The organism is Chryseobacterium sp. HNCC26DJ238 (genome assembly GCF_057180465.1).
In genome coordinates this window covers 94,724-119,979 of sequence record NZ_JBXUGI010000005.1, presented here as the reverse complement: position 1 = coordinate 119,979, position 25,256 = coordinate 94,724, and the positions used below count along the sequence as shown (strand labels likewise).

Annotated in this window: 24 protein-coding genes; 18 read left to right on the top strand and 6 right to left on the bottom strand. The window is 35.8% G+C overall.

The features are described 5' to 3' along the window. Window positions 1–237: 237 nt before the first annotated feature. The 4 genes from AC2A07_RS06325 to AC2A07_RS06310 all read right to left on the bottom strand — a co-directional run bounded on the left by AC2A07_RS06325 (window position 238) and on the right by AC2A07_RS06310 (window position 4,536). On the bottom strand, window positions 238–879 hold the full coding sequence (locus AC2A07_RS06325) for a response regulator (protein ID WP_484049719.1): 642 nt from the start codon (window positions 877–879) through the stop codon (window positions 238–240). Continuing rightward, complete coding sequence (locus AC2A07_RS06320; protein WP_484049718.1) at window positions 879–2,597, bottom strand: sensor histidine kinase; 1,719 nt, start codon at window positions 2,595–2,597, stop codon at window positions 879–881. The genes AC2A07_RS06325 and AC2A07_RS06320 overlap by 1 nt, the downstream gene beginning before the upstream one ends. A gap of 90 nt (window positions 2,598–2,687) precedes the next feature. Then, entirely contained in the window at window positions 2,688–3,698 is a 1,011-nt protein-coding gene (pheS, locus tag AC2A07_RS06315; RefSeq protein ID WP_314494156.1) for a phenylalanine--tRNA ligase subunit alpha, read from the bottom strand. 178 nt (window positions 3,699–3,876) lie between these two features. Then, complete coding sequence (locus tag AC2A07_RS06310; RefSeq protein ID WP_484049717.1) at window positions 3,877–4,536, bottom strand: YceI family protein; 660 nt, start codon at window positions 4,534–4,536, stop codon at window positions 3,877–3,879. Between the two features lie 74 nt (window positions 4,537–4,610). On the opposite strand from AC2A07_RS06310, the gene AC2A07_RS06305 reads away from it, so the two are divergent. Beyond that, a complete protein-coding gene (locus AC2A07_RS06305) occupies window positions 4,611–5,561 on the top strand; it encodes an ATP-binding cassette domain-containing protein (protein ID WP_314494161.1) in 951 nt (316 codons plus the stop codon). A gap of 365 nt (window positions 5,562–5,926) precedes the next feature. On the opposite strand, the gene AC2A07_RS06300 is transcribed toward AC2A07_RS06305, so the two are convergent. Next, window positions 5,927–6,271: a zinc ribbon domain-containing protein YjdM gene (locus tag AC2A07_RS06300; protein ID WP_484049716.1), complete on the bottom strand. Its 345-nt coding sequence runs from the start codon at window positions 6,269–6,271 to the stop codon at window positions 5,927–5,929. Window positions 6,272–6,478: 207 nt separating this feature from the next. Between AC2A07_RS06300 and AC2A07_RS06295 the strand changes: the two genes are divergently transcribed. Then, the gene (locus tag AC2A07_RS06295; protein WP_314494165.1) at window positions 6,479–7,684 is read left to right on the top strand and encodes an RsmB/NOP family class I SAM-dependent RNA methyltransferase; all 1,206 of its coding nucleotides are present in this window, start codon (window positions 6,479–6,481) and stop codon (window positions 7,682–7,684) included. A gap of 123 nt (window positions 7,685–7,807) precedes the next feature. On the opposite strand, the gene AC2A07_RS06290 is transcribed toward AC2A07_RS06295, so the two are convergent. Next, window positions 7,808–8,497 (bottom strand): hypothetical protein, encoded by a 690-nt coding sequence (locus tag AC2A07_RS06290; RefSeq protein ID WP_484049715.1) that lies wholly within the window; start codon window positions 8,495–8,497, stop codon window positions 7,808–7,810. A 277-nt stretch (window positions 8,498–8,774) separates the two neighbouring features. Between AC2A07_RS06290 and AC2A07_RS06285 the strand changes: the two genes are divergently transcribed. The 16 genes from AC2A07_RS06285 to AC2A07_RS06210 all read left to right on the top strand — a co-directional run bounded on the left by AC2A07_RS06285 (window position 8,775) and on the right by AC2A07_RS06210 (window position 25,086). Beyond that, entirely contained in the window at window positions 8,775–10,439 is a 1,665-nt protein-coding gene (locus tag AC2A07_RS06285; protein WP_484049714.1) for a GLPGLI family protein, read from the top strand. 312 nt (window positions 10,440–10,751) lie between these two features. Continuing rightward, window positions 10,752–12,419, top strand: coding sequence for an asparagine synthase B (gene asnB / locus AC2A07_RS06280; protein ID WP_484049713.1), 1,668 nt, complete (start codon window positions 10,752–10,754; stop codon window positions 12,417–12,419). A 144-nt stretch (window positions 12,420–12,563) separates the two neighbouring features. Next, complete coding sequence (locus AC2A07_RS06275) at window positions 12,564–13,376, top strand: hypothetical protein (RefSeq protein ID WP_484049712.1); 813 nt, start codon at window positions 12,564–12,566, stop codon at window positions 13,374–13,376. A 47-nt stretch (window positions 13,377–13,423) separates the two neighbouring features. Beyond that, window positions 13,424–14,827 carry an MFS transporter gene (locus AC2A07_RS06270; RefSeq protein WP_484049711.1) on the top strand — a complete coding sequence of 468 codons (1,404 nt, stop codon included), beginning with the start codon at window positions 13,424–13,426 and terminating at the stop codon, window positions 14,825–14,827. A gap of 106 nt (window positions 14,828–14,933) precedes the next feature. After that, window positions 14,934–15,809, top strand: coding sequence for a pirin family protein (locus AC2A07_RS06265; RefSeq protein ID WP_484049710.1), 876 nt, complete (start codon window positions 14,934–14,936; stop codon window positions 15,807–15,809). Between the two features lie 65 nt (window positions 15,810–15,874). Further along, the gene (locus tag AC2A07_RS06260) at window positions 15,875–16,192 is read left to right on the top strand and encodes a GNAT family N-acetyltransferase (RefSeq protein WP_484049709.1); all 318 of its coding nucleotides are present in this window, start codon (window positions 15,875–15,877) and stop codon (window positions 16,190–16,192) included. 73 nt (window positions 16,193–16,265) lie between these two features. Then, on the top strand, window positions 16,266–17,165 hold the full coding sequence (locus tag AC2A07_RS06255) for a pirin family protein (RefSeq protein ID WP_484049708.1): 900 nt from the start codon (window positions 16,266–16,268) through the stop codon (window positions 17,163–17,165). Window positions 17,166–17,191: 26 nt separating this feature from the next. Next, window positions 17,192–18,061: a subclass B3 metallo-beta-lactamase gene (gene bla / locus AC2A07_RS06250; protein WP_484049707.1), complete on the top strand. Its 870-nt coding sequence runs from the start codon at window positions 17,192–17,194 to the stop codon at window positions 18,059–18,061. 21 nt (window positions 18,062–18,082) lie between these two features. Further along, window positions 18,083–18,616 carry an NADPH-dependent FMN reductase gene (locus tag AC2A07_RS06245; RefSeq protein ID WP_484049706.1) on the top strand — a complete coding sequence of 178 codons (534 nt, stop codon included), beginning with the start codon at window positions 18,083–18,085 and terminating at the stop codon, window positions 18,614–18,616. A 201-nt stretch (window positions 18,617–18,817) separates the two neighbouring features. After that, window positions 18,818–19,216: an OsmC family protein gene (locus AC2A07_RS06240; RefSeq protein WP_484049705.1), complete on the top strand. Its 399-nt coding sequence runs from the start codon at window positions 18,818–18,820 to the stop codon at window positions 19,214–19,216. A gap of 1 nt (window position 19,217) precedes the next feature. Then, the gene (locus AC2A07_RS06235; RefSeq protein WP_484049704.1) at window positions 19,218–19,499 is read left to right on the top strand and encodes a GNAT family N-acetyltransferase; all 282 of its coding nucleotides are present in this window, start codon (window positions 19,218–19,220) and stop codon (window positions 19,497–19,499) included. Between the two features lie 112 nt (window positions 19,500–19,611). Next, window positions 19,612–21,186, top strand: a complete 1,575-nt coding sequence (locus tag AC2A07_RS06230; protein ID WP_484049703.1) for a sodium:solute symporter — start codon at window positions 19,612–19,614, stop codon at window positions 21,184–21,186. 247 nt (window positions 21,187–21,433) lie between these two features. Beyond that, complete coding sequence (locus AC2A07_RS06225) at window positions 21,434–22,285, top strand: transketolase (RefSeq protein WP_484049702.1); 852 nt, start codon at window positions 21,434–21,436, stop codon at window positions 22,283–22,285. Between the two features lie 197 nt (window positions 22,286–22,482). Then, window positions 22,483–23,430 carry a transketolase family protein gene (locus AC2A07_RS06220; RefSeq protein WP_484049701.1) on the top strand — a complete coding sequence of 316 codons (948 nt, stop codon included), beginning with the start codon at window positions 22,483–22,485 and terminating at the stop codon, window positions 23,428–23,430. A 179-nt stretch (window positions 23,431–23,609) separates the two neighbouring features. Further along, on the top strand, window positions 23,610–24,179 hold the full coding sequence (locus AC2A07_RS06215; RefSeq protein WP_484049700.1) for a GNAT family N-acetyltransferase: 570 nt from the start codon (window positions 23,610–23,612) through the stop codon (window positions 24,177–24,179). After that, a complete protein-coding gene (locus AC2A07_RS06210) occupies window positions 24,172–25,086 on the top strand; it encodes a LuxR C-terminal-related transcriptional regulator (RefSeq protein ID WP_314494197.1) in 915 nt (304 codons plus the stop codon). Before AC2A07_RS06215 ends, AC2A07_RS06210 begins: the two co-directional genes overlap by 8 nt. Window positions 25,087–25,256: the final 170 nt, after the last annotated feature.

Below are 25,256 nucleotides of genomic sequence, written 5' to 3'. Positions count from 1 at the left end.
GATATTTGAAAATTCATCATTTGTGTTTTTAGAACCAAACACCAAATTAAATTACCAGTTACGATATAACTATCGATTATGATATAGCAAAATTACTAACATAAAGTATCAAATCATCTATAAAACACTTAGATATACTTCGACACAAGTGTAGATATTTATCTACGCTTATGAGATTTGTAAAAAAAAGTAACTTAAATAAACAGAAGTGAATGAATTTAAATTATTAATTTCACATTATCTGTCTTTAATGATCTTAATGAGTTCTACAATATTTCCAATTTCTAATTTGTCAAACAGTCTCTTTTTGATCGTGCTGATCGTATTTTGCCTGACCTCAAGTTGATTGGCAATTTCAAGATTCCCTAAACCTTCCGCATACAATTCCGCAATCTGAAGTTCTCTTTCCGTGAGGCGTAACAATGGGTTAAGATCTTTAGGATTACGCAAAGAAATCAGTAATAAATCCTTTGTAACTGATGAAATATATTCACCATGCTCCAGCATTTGCTTTATTGCATTTTCTATCTCGTCCTCCTCACTCATCTTGCTGAGAAATCCGTTTGCGCCTGCGTTGATAAATTTGAGAGCCTGGGTATTCTCATCCATTCCTGTAAAAATCAGAATTTTGACTTCGGGTCTTATTTTTTTTATTTCGGATAAAACTGTTAAGCTGTTACCATCCGGAAAATGAGCATCCATAATCGCAATATCAACGTCATTTGTCTTAAGACAATCCATGGCATGTTGCAGACTCGACGCCTGTAGGATACTGCTCTGGGGAGATATTTCTTCAATCATAAAAATCAGCCCCTGCCGGATGAGACTGTGATCGTCTGCAAGCAAAAAAGTTACCGCCTTTGTATCTGATTGATTCATTACTGCTTTAGATTTAGATTGATTATGAAAGAAACTGTGGTTCCCTTTTTGAGTTCACTTTTTACAGAAATACTTCCTGAATACAGTTCTATAATTTCCTTACAAAGACTTAACCCCAGGCCTGCGCCGAGATTTTCTACCTTGTCTGACAATACTCCCTGATAATACGGTTCAAATATTTTTTCCAGATCAGATTCTGAAATTCCTGCACCGGTATCACTTATATCAGTATGGAGGGAAACTGTTTTTTCATCAATTTTCTGAGATGCAGTTGATACAGTAATCTGCCCGTTTTCCGTGAATTTATTTGCGTTACCAAGAATATTCATGAAAATCTGATTGATCTTTGTGTTATCAGAATAAACCGTAAGATCCGGATCAATATTTTCTTCAACGATAAATCTGTTATTTCTTGTTTCTATATAGGGCTCTATGGAAGTTACTATTGACTCTATTTCATTTCTCAAATTAAAAACAACGGGAACGAGTTTATTCTCCACATGCTGATTTTTAGTATATTCTAAAATCTGGTTGGCCTGCATCAGCAGAGTATCATTGGTAAAACTGATTGATTTCAGGTATTCTTTAATCTTTTCATCATTTGTTTTCTTATTGATTCTGTTGATGAAAATTCCTATTATCGTTAAAGGTGAACGCAGTTCGTGGCTCAGCATTCCTAGAATCCTGTTTTTAAAATTCAGGTTTTCATTGATCTGCCTGTTAGCCGTTTTGAGATTTTGTTCATAAATAAAAGCAATGCCTGTAAAATACATGATCAGAATTGACACCACAAACATTAAAATCATTAATCCCAGTACCAGATCTTTTCTGATTTTGTTGCTTTCAGAATTTTGATCGGCATATTCTCTTTCCAACTCTGCTTTTGAATCTTTCACAGCAAACTCATAAATACTCATGAGCTGATTACTGTATAGTAAAATATTGCCGAAAGTTGTATAAAACTTTCCGCTGTTATCTTTATTTTTAGTGATATTATACTGAATTTTTTGAATTTCTTTCGCATAATGTTTATTTATTGAATTGACAATACTGTCTACCTCTCCTTTTATGATGGGAATATTCAGCGGCTTACCACTTTTTACAGTCACAACAACGCTGTCTCTCCTGACATTTTCTTTTCCCAATATTGCATCACCCAACCGGCCCAGCAAACGTTTCTTTTTTACAGTGTCTGAATAAGTTTTTGTCTGCACCTCAAATTTGTCAAAATTATACTGCGATTCGAATTTCTTAAATTTAGGCAGCTCGCTTGCCCCTTTAAAACTTGAATTAATTGAAAACTGATAGGTAGAATCTACCATAAGTTTCAATTTTTTCGTTTCTACGCTATCTTTTTTGTGAGATGCAAAAATATTTTTAAGATCAGGATTTTGATATTTGAAATGGTTGATACTATCCAGGTTTTCAGTCAGCTTATTGACAGAATTGAAGTAAAGCTCTAAATATTTTTCATCTCCGCTTTCTACATATTTTTGAAAATAATCCTGGGCAGTATTCAGTTCTTTCCTTGAATCAAAAGTCAGATTTTCAAGCAGCTGGACTTCTTTTAACTGTTTTTCAATAAAATTCAGATTTTTACTGTTGACAAACTCATTATAAAAAAAACCGGCAATGATACATTGTATTAAAAGAATGCAAATGATAAGTGAATACTGCACAATTTTCCTCAGTCTGAAACTCAAAGATTTTTTAAACATTTTTTGCGTAATTATAGGATAAATTTAATAAAAAAAATCCTGTAAAAAATTAATTTACAGGATCGAATTTTATTGAAATTACAGAGTGCTTTACAGTGTCTTAAACTGTTCCAGCGTTCTTATATCGTTTTCGAAAAACATCCTGATGTCACTCATCTGGTAAAGAAGCATTGTAATTCGCTCAATGCCCATTCCGAAAGCGTAACCAGAATATTTTTCAGAATCTATATTTACGTTCTTAAGTACAGCAGGATCCACCATTCCACAGCCCATGATTTCAAGCCAGCCGGTTCCTTTTGTGATTCGGTAATCTGTTTCAGAATTTAATCCCCAATATACATCAATCTCTGCACTTGGTTCAGTAAAAGGAAAATAAGAAGGTCTCATTCTGATCTTGGATTTTCCGAATAACTCCGTCGTAAAAAACTGGATCGTCTGCTTTAAATCTGCAAAGCTTACCTTTTCATCTATATACAATCCTTCAATCTGATGGAAAATGCAGTGTGAACGCGAAGAAACGGCTTCATTTCTGAAGACTCTGCCTGGAGATAAGATTCTTATAGGCGGTTGATTTTCTTCCATATACCTTATCTGTACTGATGAAGTATGTGTTCTTAACAGAATATCAGGATTCTGCTCAATGAAAAAAGTGTCCTGCATATCTCTTGCCGGGTGATACTCCGGTAAATTTAATGCGGTGAAATTATGCCAGTCATCTTCAATTTCAGGTCCGTCCGCAACTGCGAAACCAATAGATTTGAAGATCTCAATAATTCTGTTCTTAACAAGATTGATGGGATGTCTGGAACCCAAATCCAGAGGAAAGGCAGGCCTTGTAAGGTCTTCTTTCTCAAGAACCACAGAAGATTCAGAAGACGCTTTAAAATCTTCAAGTTTGGCAGCTACCGCTTGTTTCAAAGAATTAATCTTCTGCCCAAAATCTTTTTTCTGGTCATTCGGAACCGTCTTTAATGATTCATAAAAATCATTCAGAACTCCCTTTTTACCGTTGTACCTGATTCTGAAATTCTCAATCTCATCTTTGGATGTTGCGCTGAAGCTGTTTACTTCGATCAGTAATTCTTCTATCTTTTCTGTCATTATATTAACCCTTTCAAAAATGTATCTGCAAAAATAAGGTTTTCCAATTAAAAAAGTTTTGAATTTATCATAAAAAAATCTGCCTTTTAAGGCAGATCCTGATATTTTTTCTTAAAATCACTTAGTCATTCGCCTTAGAAAAAGAAATACTAAGCAGTAGACTGAATGAAAAATCCTGTTATTTTTTTTCTAAAGCTTTCACATTAATCTGAAGGCTAACTTCATCTTTGATTACCCCATTTTGAGCAGGACTCTGGAATTTCACTCCGAATTCTTCCCTCATGATATCTTTAGGCTCCGTTGCAATACTTACAACCCCTGCATTAACAGAAACATTGGCTTTAAACTGAACTGGTTTTGAAATACCCTTTATTGTTAAATTACCATCCAACAGCGTATTATAATCGCCTTCAGAGGATGGAGTCACTTTTGTAATTTCGTACGAAGCGGTCGGGAATTTTTCTGTTTCAAAGAAATCACCGCTTTTCAGATGACCGTTCAGTTTACCTAAATTTTCCGCATCTTCTTTTAAGTCAACAGATGTAAGGGAATTCATATCTGCTACAAATTTTCCGCTTTCCAGCTTCCCGTCTTTTACGGTCACATCACCGCTTTCAAAAGTGATCGTTCCAAAATGACTTGTATTCTCAGATTTGAACACTTTATATCCTTTCCACTCAACTCTGCTGTTTAAAGTATCAAGCACATAACGGTCACCGTCTTTTGTCGTCGTCACTTCATTGCTATCACTCGTTAACGGTTTTTCTTTTTGACATGAAAACAATACAGCTGCAGTAAAAAGCACAGGAACTGCCAAAGAGAATAATCTTCTTTTCATTATAAATAAATTTTAACTCTCTGCTAAATTACTAAAAATATGCCAGTGTTTCCTAAAATCCGTATTTTTGTGTTATGCTATTAGAGATAACCGATTTACATTTTTCGCATACAAAAGAGCAGCTTCTGTTCGAAAACTTCAACCTTAATCTTGATGAAGGAAAAATAATTGCATTAGCAGGAGAAAGCGGTTGCGGAAAATCAACTTTATTAAGCCTGATCTATGGGCTTCTGAATTGGGAACAGGGAGAAATCGTATTCGAAGGCAAAAAACTTATGGGTCCGAAAGGAAACCTTGTTCCGGGAGAAGCTGACATGAAACTGGTTGCACAGAATTTTGACCTGATGCCTTATGCAACGGTAGCTGACAATGTCGGGAAATTCATTTCCAATATCAATTTAGCCCAAAAAAAAGCAACGGTCTACGAACTGTTGGAAGTGGTCGGACTGGTAGAATTTGCCCATGTACTTCCTAAAAATCTGAGCGGCGGACAGCAGCAAAGGGTTGCCATTGCAAGAGCACTTTCCGTTTTGCCTAAATTACTTCTGTTGGATGAACCTTTCAGCCACCTTGATTATGCAAGAAAAATCGAACTTCGTGAAAAGCTTTTCACATATGTGAAGGAAAAAAATATCTCATTGATTATTTCCACCCACGAATTACAGGATGTGATTCCATGGCTTGACCAGATCGTTATTCTGGAAAACGGAAGACTGATACAGAAAAACAGCCCCGAAGAAACCTATAAAAATCCTTACAACACCTATGTTGCCAAACTTTTTGGAGAAGTAAATATTTTCACTGAATCTGAAATGCAGAATTTTAGAATTTCAGGTTTTGCGTATTATCCCCATCAGATTGGAATTTCAGAACATGGATTTGAAGCAGAAGTAATAGAAAGCCGGTTTGCAGGAAATCATTACTGGAATAAAATAGTTTCAGAAAATAAGCTGCTCATCATATATACCCATGAAAAAATTGAGGGAACCTTAAAAATTTCTTTTGAAAACAATTTATCGGTTTGACTGAAGAATTCTTTTCATCCTTTTGAAAAAAATCAATTCATAAAAGAATATTTCAATGGTAGCTCGTCTTATTAACATTTAGTTATCAACCTCAATGTTAGTTTGTGGATAAATAAAAAATATTTATCTATCTGATTAACAGTATTTTTAATACATTTGAATCAGCAACAACATAAGGAAATTTTTGATTCAATATCCTTCCGACCACAGACTGAAATTAGCATTCTCCTGCAATGAAGTCTACGGAAGTTTACCCTGTTCAATCTTTTCCTTTTTTTTATTTGGTAATAGGCACTTAGCTTTCAGATGCCGGTTTTACATAATAGGCAATATGCTAAAAGCTAAATGCTTCACACCATACGTATTTAAGCTTTCTTCACAAATTCAGATTTAAGTGCCATCGATCCGAAACCGTCGATTTTGCAGTCGATATTATGATCGCTATCAGGTCTCAATCTGATATTTTTTACTTTAGTCCCTGCTTTTACAGGTTTTGGAGCACCTTTTACAGGTAAATCTTTCACTACAACAACAGAATCTCCGTCCTGCAGTTCATTTCCGTTAGCGTCTAAAATTTTTCCTGAATTATCATTTTCGGCAGCAGCTTCTTTAGGATTCCATTCGTAGAAACATTGCGAACAAACCATCAGATCATTCTGTTCATAAGTAAACTCCGAACTACATTTCGGGCAAATAACCACATCACTCATATTTAAATTTTTGCAAAGGTAATTTTTTTTGAATTACAAGTTTCATCGTGAAATTTGCACAAAATCAAAACTTTATTTTGTAACAGAATAATCTAAGTGAATGATAAGAATGATTCAAATATTTACAAAAATATAACTCATATCTATAAACTCCTAACTCTCAAGTTAAATTCGTATTTTTGCAAGTTCAAACAGCATACTGCAATAATGGAATTAATACACAGAAACCTGGCCATCGGAATTCACGATGCGTTACAGGAAACTTTTTTCGAGAAAAATAAATACGCCGATAAAGTAATTGAAAGACTTTTAAAGGCTCACAGAAAGTGGGGAAGCCAGGACAGAGCAGTTGTTTCTGAGATTTTCTATAACATTATCCGTTGGAAAAGACGCCTTGAATACTATATGGGTGAAAGTGTAAAACCTGATAATGTTTATAAATTAATTGTGGCTTACTGTCTTTACAGTAAAACCAACTATAAAAGATTTGAAGAGTTCGAAGGTATCAAAATCGCCGACATCACAACCAAACTCAAAAAAGGAACTGTTCCTACAAAATCAATAGAACATTCAATTCCTGAATGGCTGGCAGAAACTTTAGAAAAAGAACTGGGCCCTGTCTGGGAAAAAGAAATGAAAGCTCTGAACGAGCAGGCCCCGACCGTTCTGAGAGCCAATTCACTGAAAACTTCAGCGAAAGAATTGATTTCAGATCTTGCCGTTGAAAATGTGGTGGCTTACACCGTAAAAAACTATCCTGATGCAGTGCAGCTGGAAGAGAAGAAGAATGTTTTTCTTACAAGCGCATTCAAAGACGGACTGTTTGAGGTACAGGATGCAACATCACAAAAAATCGGATATTTTCTTGATGTAAAAGAGGGTCAGAGAGTCGTTGATGTTTGCGCAGGAGCAGGGGGAAAAACCCTCCATTTAGCAGCTTTAATGGGCAATAAAGGACAGATTATCGCTTTAGATATTTATGAATGGAAATTGGCTGAATTGAAGCGCCGTGCAAAAAGAGCCGGAGCCCACAATATTGAAACCCGGATGATTTCTGATAACAAAGTCATCAAACGTCTGCACGAGACCGCAGACAGACTGCTGATTGATGCACCATGTTCAGGTTTGGGAGTCCTTAAAAGAAACCCGGACAGCAAATGGAAAATCGATCAGGCATTTATTGACAGAATCAAAAAAGAACAGCAGCAAATTATCCAGGACTACTCAAAGATCCTTAAAAAGGGTGGAAAAATGGTGTACGCCACCTGCTCTATTCTTCCATCTGAAAACAATGAACAGGTTGCTGAATTTTTAAAAAACAATCCTGATTACCAATTAATCAAAGACGAAAAAATAATGCCAAGCCAAGGCTATGACGGATTCTACATGGCTTTGATCGAAAGACGGGCTTAGATTTTTTTTAAATACAAGATACAGACTACTCTATTTTTTGGAGTAGTTTTTTTTTGATATCGTAAACATAAAAATATTCAGATGTATCATAGAGTATAATTTTATCACCAATTTTTTCTTTGCCTAATCTAAACGGATACCAATTTTTTTTTCAATTAAAATTTTCAGAGTACCGTTTTCTTCACATCCATCAAAATAGGAAAATGTTTCAGCATCATAGAAAATCAAAAAAAAATATGAGTCCTGAGAATTGATGTAATAATCAAAGTCTCCAACTCTAAACTTTGATTTTATGATCTCTGCATAAATATTTTCAGGTTTAAATTTATCTAAATTCATCCCAAAAACAAACTCATTATTTTGCCAAAAAATCTTCATAACAGAATTATCAGACAAAAATATCTTTTCACGAATAAGCTCACTGACCAAATTTGATTTTGGTTTTGTAATTTCTAAAATAAACTCTTTAGAATTCTCTAAAACTTGAACAATATCAGTTTCATTTATCAAATAGTTTGTTTTTAACAGATGCCTGTTAAGCTTCTCTTGATTTTTAATACCGTACTCAACCAGTTTTAAGACATCCTCAATATTTACTTTGAGACTCTGTATTCTTATTGCAATTCCGCTCCCACCTTTCATTTCGTCATAACCTTCGCTAAGTTTTAACAGTTTATAATTAGTATCATTCTGTTCTACTATAAAGATGTCAGTCGTATTAGGATACATATCTGTTTTCCTTTCAAGCATGACAGTATCTTTAAAGCCTAGTTTATCTGCTATCTGCTTTGACAATTTTCCTAAAACTTCCATTTTCAGTTCCTCTGCAGACACCGTTTTTTCACCAAAATTAAATACTGAGATATAGAGTGTTTTTATATTTCCAAAATTTTTAATCTTTACTTTCGTTTTATGAGCATTATAATAATGCGCACAGAACAAAAACATCAATAAAGAAAAAAGAAGCTTCATTTTTTTAGTTTGTACTTCAAACGAAATTCTTAAATTAATATTTTAAAGATAAATTGAGGTAAAGACATTTGACCAGTATTAACTATAAATTATCTTTGTAAAAAACCATCAATACATTATGTTTAAGACCATTTTAGCAAGTTTTTTTATTTTCATATCTGCTCTGAGTTTTTCTCAGACCTATGAGATCCAGTACACCAGTTCTTACAATGGTAAAGTACAGCCCAACCAGAACCCTGTGATTGTCTGGGTAAATGAAAGTGAAAATTATATTCTGAATTCCAAAATCAAAGAACAGAAAAATGAATATCCATTCGAAATAAGCAAAATAGAAAAGCCTTCCAATACGATCGTATCTTACGGTTTTTTAAATCCTGCAGATATTGTTTCCACTTCAGATAAAGAATCGATCGCAAAGCAAGATTTTGAATTCACAGATAAAACAAAGAAAATTTTAGGATACAACTGCAAAAAAGCAGTAACAAAAATAAATTCCAATACCATAGAAATCTGGTACACCAATGATCTCAAACTGAAAGGCGGACCGTCAGGCCTGGGTCAGAATTTAGGTCTGGTCTTAGAAATCGAAAGAAACGGAAATTCAGCAACCACCGCAACTTCACTGAAAAAAATCAGAAAATCAGGAATTGAAGATATCATTAATAAACCGATCTCAACAACAGACCTTTTAAGCTATAAAGATTTACTCTGGAAAAGCAGATTCACAACATTGAAGGTTTTTGAAAATGAAATTATCAATTTTTCTGATCAGTCAAAATCAGATGAAAACATTAAAAGATTCGCCAATGGAACCATCATTTTGAAAAAAATTAAATTCCCGAAAATCACACAGGGCGAGAATGTTTTTGTAGAATTAAAACAACAGTCCACCGGTGATGCCTACGACAGGACGGGAACTGTATTTTTCATTCCTGAAAATACCTCACAAACATTTTTCGACGGATTGGAAAAAGGCGTAAAAACACTTCCGGTTTATGAGAATGGAAACGGTAAACAGTATTTCGGAGTCACTGCAACTGAAAACTATCAGCCAGCGGTTGAACTGATGAGATTTTTCACAGCATTTGGCATCAACAAGTTTAATAATCTGGAACTGAAAGACAAAACCTGGCAGACGGTTAGTCCGTTTCGTCAGGATATTACCGAGCTGAAACCTTCTCTTTCTGAAAAAGAAATATGGATTGGAACCTTTATCGGAAATTATGATAAAAGCGGTCACAAGGTAAGCCTGGAGATAACTATTCATAAAAGTGATCAGACCGTTCACAAAAACAGCAAGGTCATTCCACTATTCAATACAACAAATATTATGGAAATGGCAGGACAGGATTATGCAACGATGTTTAATAATGAAAAAGGAATTTTTGTTGAAATGAATTTAGAAAAAGATCTGAAAAATGCTCAGTTAAGATATATTACCACCGGTCACGGCGGATGGGAAAACGGTGATGAATTTATCCCAAAAGAAAATTCCGTTTACCTGGATGGAAAAATGACATTCTCCTTTACACCCTGGAGAACTGACTGTGGATCGTACAGGCTGTATAATCCTGCATCAGGAAACTTTCCTGACGGACTTTCCTCCTCAGATCTCAGCAGATCAAACTGGTGCCCCGGAACGGTTACTAACCCAAACTACATTCAGCTGGGTAATCTGAAGGCCGGAAAGCATACGATTCAGATAAAAATTCCTCAGGGAGAACCCGAAGGAACGAGTTTCAGTGCATGGAATATTTCAGGAGTTTTACTGGGTTCCGATTAAAACAAAACCTCCTTGCAATATTATTACAAGGAGGTAAAAACACAAATGATGAAAAAAAATTATTTCGAGCAACAAAGGAATGAAAAATATTTGAATTATTAATTATCATACATCAAGATTTTATATTTTTTTTTGATTCTGAAAAAATCATTTTTTCTCACTGAAAAAAATTAAGCACAGATGCATAATTGCCCACAGAATAATTAAAATTTAAACTTTAAAGTATTATTTAATTAAAAAATTAAACTTTATATCATTTATTGTTTTAAAATTTATTTGTTATTCTTAATTTTGCTTCTAAATAAAAATAACATGTGTGGAATTATATGCCTGTTTGACGCTAAACAGCCAACTGAAATATTAAGGCCTCAGGTCTTGGAAATGTCTAAAAAGATCAGACACAGAGGACCTGACTGGAGTGGTGTTTTTCAAAATGAAAATGTTTTATTTTCTCATGAAAGACTCGCTATTGTAGATCCGACCTCGGGAAAACAGCCTCTGTTTTCGAAAAATGGAAAAATCGTCTTAGCTGTCAATGGAGAGATCTACAATCACCGTGAACTTAAAGAAGAATTTCAGGATTATGAGTTTCAGACAAAATCTGACTGTGAAGTCATTTTGGCGCTCTATGAAAAATATGGAAAAGACTTTATTGAAAAACTAAACGGAATATTTGCATTCGCTTTATATGATATTGAAAAAAACATTTATCTGATTGCCCGTGACCATATGGGCATCTGTCCGCTTTATCAGGGTTGGGACAAAAATGGAAATTATTATATCGCCTCTGAACTGAAAGCTTTGGAAGGTGTCTGTAAAAAAATTGAAACCTTTCTTCCCGGACATTATGTGTACAGTCCCGAAGGCAGTGAAGCTCAACAATGGTACCAAAGGGACTGGGAAAATTTTGAGGCAGTGGAAAATAACATCACCGATATTCAGGCAATCAGAAAAGGACTGGAAGATGCAGTTCACCGACAGCTGATGAGTGATGTTCCTTATGGGGTTCTGCTTTCCGGAGGTCTGGACTCATCTATTATTTCTGCAGTTACAGCAAAATATGCAAGACAGAGAGTGGAAAGCGGTGATACCCAGGAAGCATGGTATCCAAGACTGCACAGTTTTGCTGTCGGCCTGATCGGATCTCCTGACCTGGCAGCTGCGAAAAAAGCGGCAGAGCATATAGGATCAGTTCATCATGAGGTTAATTTTACCGTACAGGAAGGTCTGGATGCGATTCGTGATGTAATTTATCATTTAGAGACGTATGATGTTACGACCATCCGTGCATCCACGCCAATGTACCTTTTGGCAAGAGTTATAAAATCAATGGGAATCAAAATGGTTCTTTCCGGCGAAGGTGCTGACGAATTGTTCGGAGGATACCTGTACTTTCATAAAGCGCCTAATGCTAAAGAATTTCATGATGAAACCGTAAGAAAACTTGGAAAACTTCATCTTTACGATTGCCTGAGAGCCAACAAAGCTTTGATGAGCTGGGGAATTGAGGGCAGGGTTCCGTTTTTAGATAAAGAATTTATGGATATTGCGATGAACGTAAATCCCGAGGATAAGATGATCAGTAAAGCAGAAGGGAAAATCGAAAAATGGGTATTGAGAAAAGCTTTTGAAGATCTTTTACCTGAATCTATTGCATGGAGACAGAAAGAACAGTTTTCTGACGGCGTCGGATATTCATGGATTGACACTCTGAAAGAAATTGCTGAAAAATACGTAACTGATGAGATGATGGAGAATGCGAAATTCAGATTTCCCCTGAACACGCCGCAAAACAAAGAAGAATATCGTTACCGGACCATTTTTGAAGAGCACTTCCCGAGTGAGACTGCAGCAGGAACGGTACCTTCTGTACCTTCGGTGGCCTGCTCAACTCCGATCGCACTGGAATGGGATGAAGCCTTTAAAAAGATGAATGACCCGAGCGGAAGAGCGGTCAAAGTACACGAAACCTCTTATTAAAAACTCATAAATTTATTAATCCTGTATTCTTACAGGATTTTTTATTGAATAAAATCAATAATATTCGGATAATTTAACTAAGTATTAAACTTATTATCTAATAAATAATTATATTTGAAAAATTAAAAAAATCATTGCTGTAAAATGAAAAGAAACATTACTATTTTATTTGCTATACTATCTGTAAGCTTCGCTTTTGGACAAGGTAAATATGGAAAATATCTCAATTCAAAAAAACTTGCTCTTACTTATAAAAGTGTAAAACCTGTTGATAAAGACGACTATTATCAGCAATATTACTGGTTGGTAAAAGCGGAACAGTTAAAAACATTTCCTCACCTGGCGGATGTAAAACCTGTGGTTCTTTACAATTTTGTAAAAAAAGTCAACCCTCAAAACCCTACAAAAAAACTGGATGACAGAGGAAAGGAACTTAGAAAAACAGCAGAATTATCCTTAGACCAATATTTCAAGAACAAAAATTTCCAGAATAACCAGGTATTGTTATACAACCTTGAAACGTACGTAGATCCTTCTCAGGGTGAATATTTTACGAAAGTTGATGCAGAAAAGATCAAGGAACTGGCTCCAAAAGAATTCTTCGGTTTCGCATCGCTGAATAAAAAAACAATGGAAGAAACCATCTATTATCTTTGGGTAAACAAGAAAAAAGACGAGTTTAAGATTGTGGATATTGTTCCGAATGAAAAAGACAAAAAGTTTTATGCTTCACTGAAACAGTATTTACCGAAATATAAATTCAACAGAAAGTATATGCCTACAGTTAAAAAAGGAACCAAGGCTGACAAAACAGATAAAGATTTCTTTTACATCATGCCATTCGAGCAGAATTTGGATAACATCGAATACAAAACGGATGATTTTGAAACATTCACACTGAGCCAAATCAAAAGAGAAGGCGAAGGCTGGATCGGAGTAGAAAAACCCAGAAAATAAATAAGAAAGTCCTGTGAAATCTCGCAGGACTTTTTTAATTTTATACAATGCCTACAATATTATCCCCACGCCAAACCGTAAAAAAAGTTCTTCCTCTCATTTTGGCAACTGCTATTTTTATGCAGATGCTTGATTCTACAATTCTCAACACTTCCCTGCCGTCTATTGCAAGAGATCTCAACGAGTCTCCTCTGAATATGCAGAATGCAATTATCAGTTATGTGCTGACCTTAGCGGTATTCATGCCCGCAAGCGGTTTTCTGGCCGACCGGTTCGGAACACGAAAAGTTTTCATCTTTTCTCTGGTGCTTTTCAGTTTAGGTTCTGTATTCTGTGCAATGTCCCAAAATTTAACACATCTGGTTATATCAAGGGTTATCCAGGGAGTGGGCGGCAGCCTGATGACTCCTGTGGGAAAATTGGCTTTAATTAAAACATTTAACAGGAATGAATTGCTTAAAGCGATGAATTTTGCGATAGTCCCCGCTTTGATCGGTCCGGTTTTGGGTCCGCTTGTAGGAGGTTATATGGTAGATTACCTTTCCTGGCACTGGATTTTCCTTATCAATATCCCTATCGGAATTTTAGGAATTGTTTTAGGCTTAAAATATATGCCCAATTATAATTCACGTGAAACCGATTTTGACCTGAAAGGCTTCATGATTTTTGCTGCCGCTTCCCTCCTGCTTTCAATTTCACTTGAATTATTCGGAGATATGCAGAATATAACTCCTGTTTTACTGGTTTTCATATTGGGATTCCTGTTCTTATACTATTATTACAGACATGCAAAAAGAGGCAACAACCCGATTTTCCCTCTCAATTTATTTCAGGTCCGTACCTTTCGGGTAGGAATTGTGGGAAACCTTGCTACAAGATTAGGGATCAGCTCAGTTCCGCTGTTGCTTCCTTTAATGATTCAGATTGCCTACAATGAATCTGCAGTTATATCAGGATGGATCATTGCTCCTATGGCACTCACTGCAATGTTCGGAAAATCTTCCGTTATCAGGATATTGAATAAATACGGCTACAGAAGAACTTTGATGGTCAATACATTCGTCATCGGGATTTTAATCTGCTGTCTTGCCATTCCTGATATTCATACCTCTATATTCTGGTTTGTGCCTGTCATTGCCGTCTTAGGATTTTTTAATTCTATACAGTTTACTTCGATGAACACCATCTCTATTGCCGATTTACGGAACTTCCAGACCAGCAGCGGAAATTCTCTGATTTCTGTTAACCAACAGTTAGCAATAGGATTCGGGATCGCATTTGGTCTCATTGTTTTAAAAATTTACGAAAACAATCCGGATCTCATTCAGCATGAAACCCACAATGCATTCCGCTATACCTTACTTACTGTAGGTATTTTAACTATTTTATCAAGTCTGGTATTCAGAAGGCTTCACACGTTTGATGGAAGAAATATGAAATCCGAAGAATAAAATTATACATTTTAGACTCAACAATACAAAAAATTCAAACTTACCACACATCAATGTATTTCTCTTTTCACAGTCCTAATTTTGTTTATCATTAAAACAACCTGTTATGACAACTAAAAAAGCAGAAATCATTGTTCCACCAAAGCCAGCCCATTTTGTGGGTGATGGATTTAGGGTGCATAATTTTATTCCTGGCATCGCGGGGCTGGATATGAAAAGAATGGATCCTTTTATTATGCTTGATTATAATTCCAGATTTCATTTTAACGCATCTGAAAATCTACGAGGGGTCGGTGTACATCCGCACAGAGGTTTCGAGACCGTGACCATTGCCTATCAGGGAAAAGTGGAACATCATGACAGCGCAGGCGGCGGCGGAATCATTGGTGAGGGTGATGTACAGTGGATGACTGCAGCAAGAGGTATTCTGCATAAAGAATATCATGAGAAAGAATGGTCAAAAAAGGGAGGGATTTTTCAGATGGTTCAGCTTTGGGTCAATCTTCCTGCAAAGGATAAAATGAGTAAACCAAAATATCAGGCCATCTCTAAAACTGAAATGCAGAAAGCAGATTTAGGTGAAAACGGTTTCATCGAAGTCATTGCCGGAACTTATAAAGGAAGTAAAGGTCCTGCATGTACTTTCTCTCCGATACACATGATGACTGCCAAATTAAAACCGGGTGGAAAGGTAAAATTCAGTTTTCCTTCACAGTTCAATACAGCCGCTTTGGTTATTGAAGGACACATCATAGTTAATGGTGAAGAAAAAGCGCCTGCTGACCACTTTGTTTTATTTAAAAATGAAGGGGAAAATTTCACACTGGAAGCCACTGATGATTCAACAGTATTGATCATCAGTGGTGAACCTATTAACGAACCTATCTTTTCCCACGGTCCTTTTGTAATGAATTCCAGAGAAGAGATCATGCAGGCTTTTGAAGATTTCAATACCGGGAAATTCGGATATCTTGAGGATTGATTTCACTATACATTATTAATAGAAAAATAAATAGTACACCTTAACAATTAAAAAACAGACCTGTTATGAAACCAGAATTCGAAAATATTCCTTTGTTGAAAAATGAAGAAAAAAAGAGATTTGAAATAGAATACAACCTTCATGTTGCATTTATTGATTATAAGGAAACCAGTCACCAGATCGCACTTACACACACCGAGGCAGAGCCTGAACTTAAGGGAACCGGTGCAGCTGCAGCCGTCGTTGAAAAAACTTTACATTTCATTGAAGAGAGCGGAAAAAAAATTCTTCCTTTCTGTCCTTACGTCTTTGCATTTATTAAAAAAAATACGGAGTGGAAACGCATTGTAGATGAGACATTTGAGGGATACGCTAAACTTTAATTTTTAGTAAAGTATATGATAAAGAACGAATTTTAATTAAATTAGCCTGAAACAAAAACCAAATCACTGCATCATGTCAAATATCGGACTCATTATAGAAGAGAAATCAGCGGATATAGGAAATTTTCTTGTAGGAAGACTATTGCCTTTCCGGGAAAAAAGGGCGGTAGGACCCTTCGTATTTATTGATCATATGGGACCTGCCGAACTGAAGGACTATCAGAACCTTGATGTACCTCCTCATCCTCACATCGGACTGTCAACTCTGACCTACCTGCTGGAAGGATCAATTTTCCACAGAGACAGCATCGGCAGTTCAGTGGAAATCAAACCCGGAGCTGTAAACTGGATGACTGCCGGAAAAGGGGTGGTACATTCTGAAAGAACACCGGAATACCTTCGTACAACTGACAAAAAACTTCATGGATTCCAGATCTGGGTAGGACTTCCTAAACATCTTGAACAAAGTGAGCCAACCTTTCATCACATTGAAGAAAATGAACTTCCAGCCTGGGAAGAGAATGGAATTCATTACAAATTAATTGCCGGGGAAGCATTCGGAAAAAAATCTGCAGTCCCGGTTCACAGTAAACTTTTTTTTATTGAAATCAAGACAAAAACTGCACAGAAGATAAGCATTGGCAAGGATCTTTACGGGGAAGCGGCGATGTATGTCCTGGACGGAACAGTGAATATTGAAGAAAATACATATGGATCAAAACAGTTGCTGATCGCCAAAAATACCCAACTCTGTGAGTTTGAGATGAGCGAAAATGCTACTGTTTATCTTTTTGGCGGCGAACCTTTCGAAGAAGAACGTTTTATTTTCTGGAATTTTGTCAGTTCAGATAAAGAATTGATTGACAAAGCAAAGGTAAACTGGAATGATCAAAATCATGAAGCTTTTCCTTTAGTTCCGGGAGATGATGAAGATTATGTCCCACTTCCGAAATCGATTTTAAACAGAAAATAATCGTTCTGAATCAACAACTAACCCCCATGAAAAACTTCCTTGTTTTTATTTTTACAGCAATTTCTCTTTTAGGTAACGCACAGGCCGTAACAGAGCCGACAAACAATCCTGCAGAGTGGTCAAAAGAGTATGCACCGTTCAGAATTGCGGGAAATTTATATTATGTCGGGACTTACGATCTTGCATCCTACTTAATTGTTACCCCTGAAGGAAACATACTGATTAATACAGGTTTGGCCAACTCTCTTCCGCTTATTAAGAAAAACATCCGTCAGCTGGGTTTTAAATATAAAGATATAAAAATATTGACGCTGACACAGGCTCATTATGATCATATGGGAGCCATGGCAGACATTAAAAAAGAGACCGGAGCCCGACTCTACGTAGATGAAAAGGATGCTGATGAATTGAAAAGCGGAGGTAAAACAGATTACGAAATGGGAAAATACGGAGTCACCTTCAAACCCGTACAACCCGATTTTGTACTGAAAAATAATGATCAGATAAAGCTCGGAAAAACCGTTTTAACGCTGCTCCACCATCCGGGTCATACCAGAGGATCATGCAGCTTTATATTTGAAACCAAAGAGGGAAATAAAAAGTATACCGTTTTGATTTCCAATTTACCTTCAATTATTATCGATGGTAAATTCTCTGAAGTCCTGACCTATAAAAACATTCAGAAAGATTACGCAGAGACTTTCGAAGCAATGAAAAAACTGGACTTTGATCTATGGGTGTCTTCTCATGCAAGCCAGTTTGATCTTCACAAAAAAAGAAAAGCAGGGGATCCTTACAATCCGAAAATTTTTATGGATAAAGAAAACTTCTTTAAAAAACTAACCGATCTGGAAAAAGACTATCTGGAAAAAGTAAAGGAGGATTCGATCCGATAAATAACCCTAAAAAATTAGATCATGAAAATATTAGCATTTGCTGGAAGCAATTCTTCCACCTCTATCAACAGAGAACTCGTAAAATTTGTCCTTAAAAATTTTAAAGAAGATGAGGTAAATTTAATCGACCTTAACGATTTCTCTATGCCTGTTTATTCCGTAGATCTTGAGAAGAAAGGATTTCCGGATGAAGCACATCATTTTTTGAAGCAGATCGAAGAATGCGACGTTATTATCTGTTCACTTGCAGAACATAACCGTTCCTACAGTGCGGCATTTAAAAACATTTTTGATTGGGCTTCCAGAATCAATGTAAAGGTATTCCAGAATAAACCTATGTTCTTAATGTCAACCTCTCCCGGAGGATACGGTGGAGGAAATGTTATGAATACGGCCAAAAATTTCTTTCCTCAATTTGCAGCAGAGGTCAGAGAGACTTTTTCACTGCCAAAATTTCATGAAAACTTTGACCTCGAAAGCGGTGTTATCAATCCGGAGATGCTGAAAGACTTAAATGAAAAAATTGAGAATTTTAAGAACCAGAGTCATCATTAAAAAATTTTACACAGAGAGATTAAAACCTTTAAACTGTAAGAGCTTACTATAAAAGATTTCCTGTCTGTAGAATGATATGAGCTTCAGATAAAAAACTTTTTCTTGAAAAGAACACATAAGTTTTGCAAATCTTAGATTCCAGCTCAATTATCAATTATCAATTATCAATTATCAATTATCAATTATCAATCATACAAAAACATGGCTGTAACCGTAAAAGCAAGTTTAGGCAGAACGAAGTATTATACAGAAGTTGTCGCGGGTGAAAACCATCTTGTTACAGACGAACCTGTCGATAAAGGCGGACAAAATAAAGGCTTTAATCCATTTGAAATTTTAGCGACTTCCCTCGCAAGCTGCACTGCGGCGACTTTAAGAATGTATATTGACAGAAAGGGATGGAACGTTGACAAAATTGACGTGGAAGTAGAACTGGAAAATTTCCCGCTGACAAAGCTGGCCGTTTTTAAAAGAAGTATTAATTTTGAAGGAAATGATTTAGATACAGACCAGCTTAAACGGCTTCAGGCTATTGCTGATGCCTGTCCGGTTCATAAAATTTTAACCAACGAAATAGAAATTCAAACCAAATTTTCATAATATGATAGAAGTAAAACAGAACAATGACGAAAAACACGGAAGCTTTGAAGCTTCAATTGAAGGAAAAAAAGCAGGACTAATGACCTATACCTGGGCCGGAGAAGACCGTTTTATCATCGATCATACGGAGGTTGAACAGGAATATAACGGCAAAGGGGTTGGAAAAGAAATGCTGATCAAGGCAGTGGAATTTGCAAGGGAAAACAGCAAAAAGATCATTCCGCTCTGTCCTTTTGCCAAAGCAACTTTCCAAAAGAATAAAGATTTGCAGGATGTATTGTAACATCACAATCGCATTAAAATCTTAAAAACCTTTCAGAAAATCTCTCTGAAAGGTTTTTCTTTTTTTAACAGAAACAAAAAAAACTATATTTGCTGAAATTTAAAATGTAAACATGAATTCCGGAACCATCCTTTTGCTGTTTGTTTTTATCTATTTCGCAGGTCTCCTTGTGATCTCGTACTTTACAAGCCGAAATTCAGATAACCAGTCGTTTTTCATCGGCAACAAAAAAAGCAAGTGGTGGCTTGTTGCATTCGGGATGATCGGCACCAGCCTGAGCGGAGTCACTTTTATTTCCGTTCCCGGTACAGTCGGTAAAATGACCGGTACGGAATATATTTTCGGAGGTTTTGAATATTACATGATGGTTATCGGTTTTTTTATCGGTTACTTTATTGTGGCTGCAGTACTGCTTCCCCTCTACTACAAAATGAATCTGACCTCTATCTATACGTATTTAGGAAAACGTTTCAATGTGGAAGCCCATAAAATTGGTTCGGTATTTTTCATTGTATCAAGAGCAATCGGAGCAACAGCAAGACTCTATCTCGTTGTGAATGTCCTGCAGATATTTTTGCTGGAAGGTCTGGGTGTTCCTTTTTGGGTGACCGCACTGGTTCTTCTGTCCATGGTTCTTTTATATACATTTGAAGGCGGTGTGAAAACAATCGTTATTACCGATACCTTACAGACTTCTTTTATGATCATCAGCCTGATTGCCTGTATCGTCTACATCTTATCAAATCTTAATCTCTCTTTTGGTGAAGCATACACTATTCTGGGAGAGAAAAACTATACACACTTTATCAATTTTGACCCGAATTCCAAAACCTTTTTCCTGAAAACCATTCTGGGAGGAATCTTCATTACGATTGCAATGACAGGACTGGACCAGGAAATGATGCAGAAGAACATCTCTGTTGACAACCTGAAGAATTCGAAGAAAAATATGCTGACGTTTGCCGGCACACTTCTTTTTGTAAATCTTGCATTCTTATTTTTAGGGGGACTGCTTTATCTTTTTGCTTTACAGAACGGGGCAGGATATTCCGAGGTAATCAGTATGGTAGACGGAAAGGAAGTCGTTTCAAACGTTTTCGGATTTAAAGATGCAGCGGGCAATGTCAAAAACATCATGGGTGACGACCTTTTCCCGGCACTCTCTCTCAACGGATACTTTCCGATGGCTATTTCCGTTATTTTCATCATCGGACTGATCTCTGCATTGTTTCCATCCGCAGACGGGGCACTGACAGCAGTTACCAGCTCATACTGTGTCGATTTGTTAAATTTAAATGAAGATAAGACAAGAACTGAAAAGCAGAAGAAACATCTACGGATGAAGATACACCTTACCTTTACGATTGTCTTCTTTATTCTGATCATGGTTTTCAAAGCAATGAATGACAAATCCATTGTTTATCTGATTATGGAAATTGCAGGCTACACTTACGGACCACTACTGGGACTTTTCGCCTTCGGCATCTTTACTAAGTTTAAAATTTCAAGAAAATATTCCATTCTTGCCGTAACACTTCTGGCTCCTGTTCTTACCTATATCATCAACCATTTTGTAACCACATACACTGATTACAGAATTGGCGTGGAACTGATTATTCTTAATGGACTCCTTACATTTATCGGTTTGTGGCTTGTTAAAAATAAAAATTACCTGAAGTTGGTTTAGATTCATGACAAACTGTTGAAACCAAATGGCTGTTAAGTTTGGACTTAGTCCATATGCTGTTTACAAGTCTAAATGTGGCTGAAGACTGATTCTTCTATTGAAGACAACTCAATTTTTTCAAATATATTTAACTTTATAAAGTAAATAATAACGAAATCCGGATATTCAGTCCGGATTTTTCCATTTCCGTAAGCCGGTAAAAAATTGTAAATTCGCATCTATCAATTCTAATAATAAATCCTACTATATGAGTAAAAGTATTGAAGAGCTGAAATCTCTTACTACGCAAATCAGAAGAGACATTTTAAGAATGGTTCATGCTGTAAATTCAGGACATCCTGGTGGAAGTTTAGGCTGTACAGAGTATTTTACTGCACTTTACGGTAAAATTTTGAATTACGGACTGCCTTTTACCATGGAAGGTAAAAATGAAGATCATTTCTATCTTTCCAACGGGCATATTTCACCAGTCTTTTATTCTACTCTGGCAAGATTCGATTTCTTTCCTGCAGCTGAGCTGAAAACTTTCAGAAAATTAGATTCAAGATTGCAGGGACATCCTACAACTCATGAAGGATTACCGGGAATCAGAGTGGCTTCAGGATCTTTGGGTCAGGGGCTCTCCGTTGCACTTGGTGTTGCTCAGGGTAAAAAATTAGATGGTGACAATTCTCTGGTATACACGCTTCACGGTGATGGAGAATTACAGGAAGGCCAGGTGTGGGAAGCGTTGATGTATGCTGCAGCGAAAAAGGTAGACAATATTATCTCAACCATTGATTATAACGGACAGCAAATCGATGGAAGTACTGAAAATGTACTGTCATTGGGAAATCTTCATGCAAAATTAGAAGCTTTCGGATGGATTGTTCTCGAAGAAAAAAACGGTAACGATCTTGAAGCAGTGATTGCTATTCTTGAAAGAGCAAAATCCGAGACAGGAAACGGAAAACCTGTAGCGATCATCCTTCATACGCAGATGGGAAATGGTGTAGATTATATGATGGGAACTCATGCATGGCACGGAAAAGCTCCTAATGATGAGCAGTTGGATACAGCCTTTAAACAGTTATACTTAGAAGCACCGACAGATTATTAATTATAAGTAATGAGTAATTGGTGATAAGTAATATTGGATCATGACGATTTTTCAGTTTAAAATCTTTTAAGAATCAGATCAATCTGAATTTAGTATCCATAAAAAAATATCTTACTCTTAAAAATTAATTCATCTGATTGGTTTACAGTATTTTATTCATCAAACATCATTAATCAATTATAAACTTAGAAATTCACATGAAATATACTTATACAGAAAAAAAAGATACCCGTTCAGGATTCGGGGCAGGATTGGCTGAACTGGCTGATAAAAATCCTAATGTAGTCGCCCTTTGTGCGGACCTTATCGGTTCGTTGAAAATGGAAAAATTCATCGAAAAAGCGCCGGAACGATTCTACCAGGTCGGTATCGCTGAAGCTAATATGATGGGATTGGCTGCAGGTTTGAGTATCACAGGAAAAATTCCTTTTACGGGAACATTTGCCAACTTCTCTACTTCAAGAGTATATGACCAGATCCGTCAGTCTATTGCTTATTCAAATAAAAATGTTAAAATCTGTGCTTCCCATGCGGGTCTTACTTTAGGAGAAGACGGTGCTACACACCAGGTACTGGAAGATATCGGAATGATGAAGATGCTTCCCGGTATGACAGTCATTAATACCTGCGACTATAACCAGACCAAAGCTGCAACTTTAGCCATTGCAGATTTTGAAGGTCCGGTATACTTAAGATTCGGAAGACCTGTGGTTCCCGTTTTTATTCCTGAAGATATGCCATTCGAGATCGGAAAAGGGATTCTGCTGCAGGAAGGTACTGATGTAACCATTGTTGCCACCGGTCACCTGGTATGGGAATCTCTGGTTGCCGCTGATGAGCTTGAAAAAGAAGGAATTTCATGTGAGGTGATCAATATTCACACGATTAAGCCGCTGGACGAAGAGATCATCTTAAAATCAGTTGAGAAAACAGGAAAGATCGTTACTGCTGAAGAGCACAATTACTTAGGAGGTTTAGGAGAGTCAGTAGCAGGAATGCTGGCAAGAAAAAGACCTACGAAGCAGGAATTTGTAGCCGTAAATGATACGTTTGGGGAATCAGCAACGCCGGCCGAACTGATGAAAAAATATAAAATTGATTCTGATGCCGTAAAAGAAGCAGTCAAAAGAATTTTAGATAAATAATTTTTTTTTTAAATATTTGTGAAAAGCATCCAATTCCGGATGCTTTTTTTTGATATTATATTCATAAAATAAATTCTGTGTTTTTTAATAAATATAATAGATAACTGTTCATTTAATCACTAACTGTGCGCTTTTTGCGATTCTGTTTTTATTTTTATTTTTGAAATAAAACGCAAAATATGAAAAAAGCGACCTCTGAAGATCGGGAGAAGACCGTTGATATTTTATATAAGACTTTTATTAATGTTCTTATTCCCAATTCAATCAATTTTGTTGTCAGCAATTCCGGCAACAGGCACAAACGCTTGAAAGCATTAATGGAATTTCAGTTTGACTTATCTGTTTTAAATGGAAAGGTCTTCTTAAGTGATGATGAAAAAGGCTGCATACTCTATCTGGAAAGGATAGAATTCAGTTTAAAAAAATTATTACTGGAAATCAAGCTGCTTTTTAAATGTATTGGACTAAGAAACGTATTAAATGTAATCAGAAGAGAAAAGCTTTTGAAAAATTTCCATCCCGAAGGTCAATTTGTTCATCTCTGGATTATGGCTGTACTACCCGGTGAGCAGGGCAAAGGAATAGGTACAGAACTTTTACAGGAATCTCTGAAGATTTACAATTCTCAACTGATTTACGTAGAAACCACCACTCCTGAAAATCGTGAATTTTATATTCAAAACAATTTTGAAATTTTTCATGAAACTTTTGAGCTTAATTATCCTCTTTATTTTTTGAAATATGTTTAATACAGAAATTACTTTCAGTACAGCTATTTATATTTTGATATTTTTGTTGTTGATTCTTATCGTTTTACTAAAACTGGCAATCGCTGAAAATAAAAATGACAGAAACTATCATCTGAAATTTTTAGGTTTATTTTCATCAGGGCTGATTTATAATACCGTTGAAGGTCTATTACCGGACAAAAGAATTGAGATCAATATAATTTCACAGAATATTTTTGCCTGGGTTATTGGGTTAGGTGTTGCATTCCTTTACTTTATTTTTATAAAAAATGAATATGATTTCTCTTTTATAAAAAAACTGCATTCTACTCAAATTGCACTATTTGTTTTATTGGCTTTACTCTTTCTTTTTATTCTGCCTTACACCATAACTGACTCGTTAGAGGATTCGAGAATGTATTTTTTAAGTCTTTGTCTGATACTATTACTGTTTGTAATAACAATAGATATCCATCAACAGATAAGAAAAATAAAAATGCAGAACAGCTTCATTTTAAGAATTCATGAACTTAGTGGAATCTTTGGCTTATTAGGATTGTTATCACTGCCTGTTACGATTTTAGTATTTGGGGATAATCAGTTTATTGAGCATACTTTTTTCAGTTTTGGATTTTTTGCTGTAGCCATTGATTATTTTTTATATGAATTGCGTAAAAAAGACATGAGAAATAATATATGTTTCGATCAGCTTACAACAAGAGAAACTGAAATTTTAAGCATGCTTCTTGAAAATCCTGATTTGAAATATTCTGAGATCAGCCAAAAATTAAATATTTCTGAAAAAACATTATCTGCACATTTATCCAAAATTTACAAGAAAATAGGTATCAAGAATAAAAAAGAAATCCTGGAAATAAGTAAAACCTACAAAAACATTCTGTTTTCTGATAAAGACTCTAACAAATAATAAAATCAAAAAAATTCATTAATAATCAACAACTTAAAAACCCTTACCTCTACCCTTATCAAATTTAAGGGTTCATTTAAGGGTAAAATTTTATTTTTAACGCCGTCATCCTTCCTATGTTTGCGATACAAAAACACAATTAATTATATTTTATGTTTTGACAGGTGCAC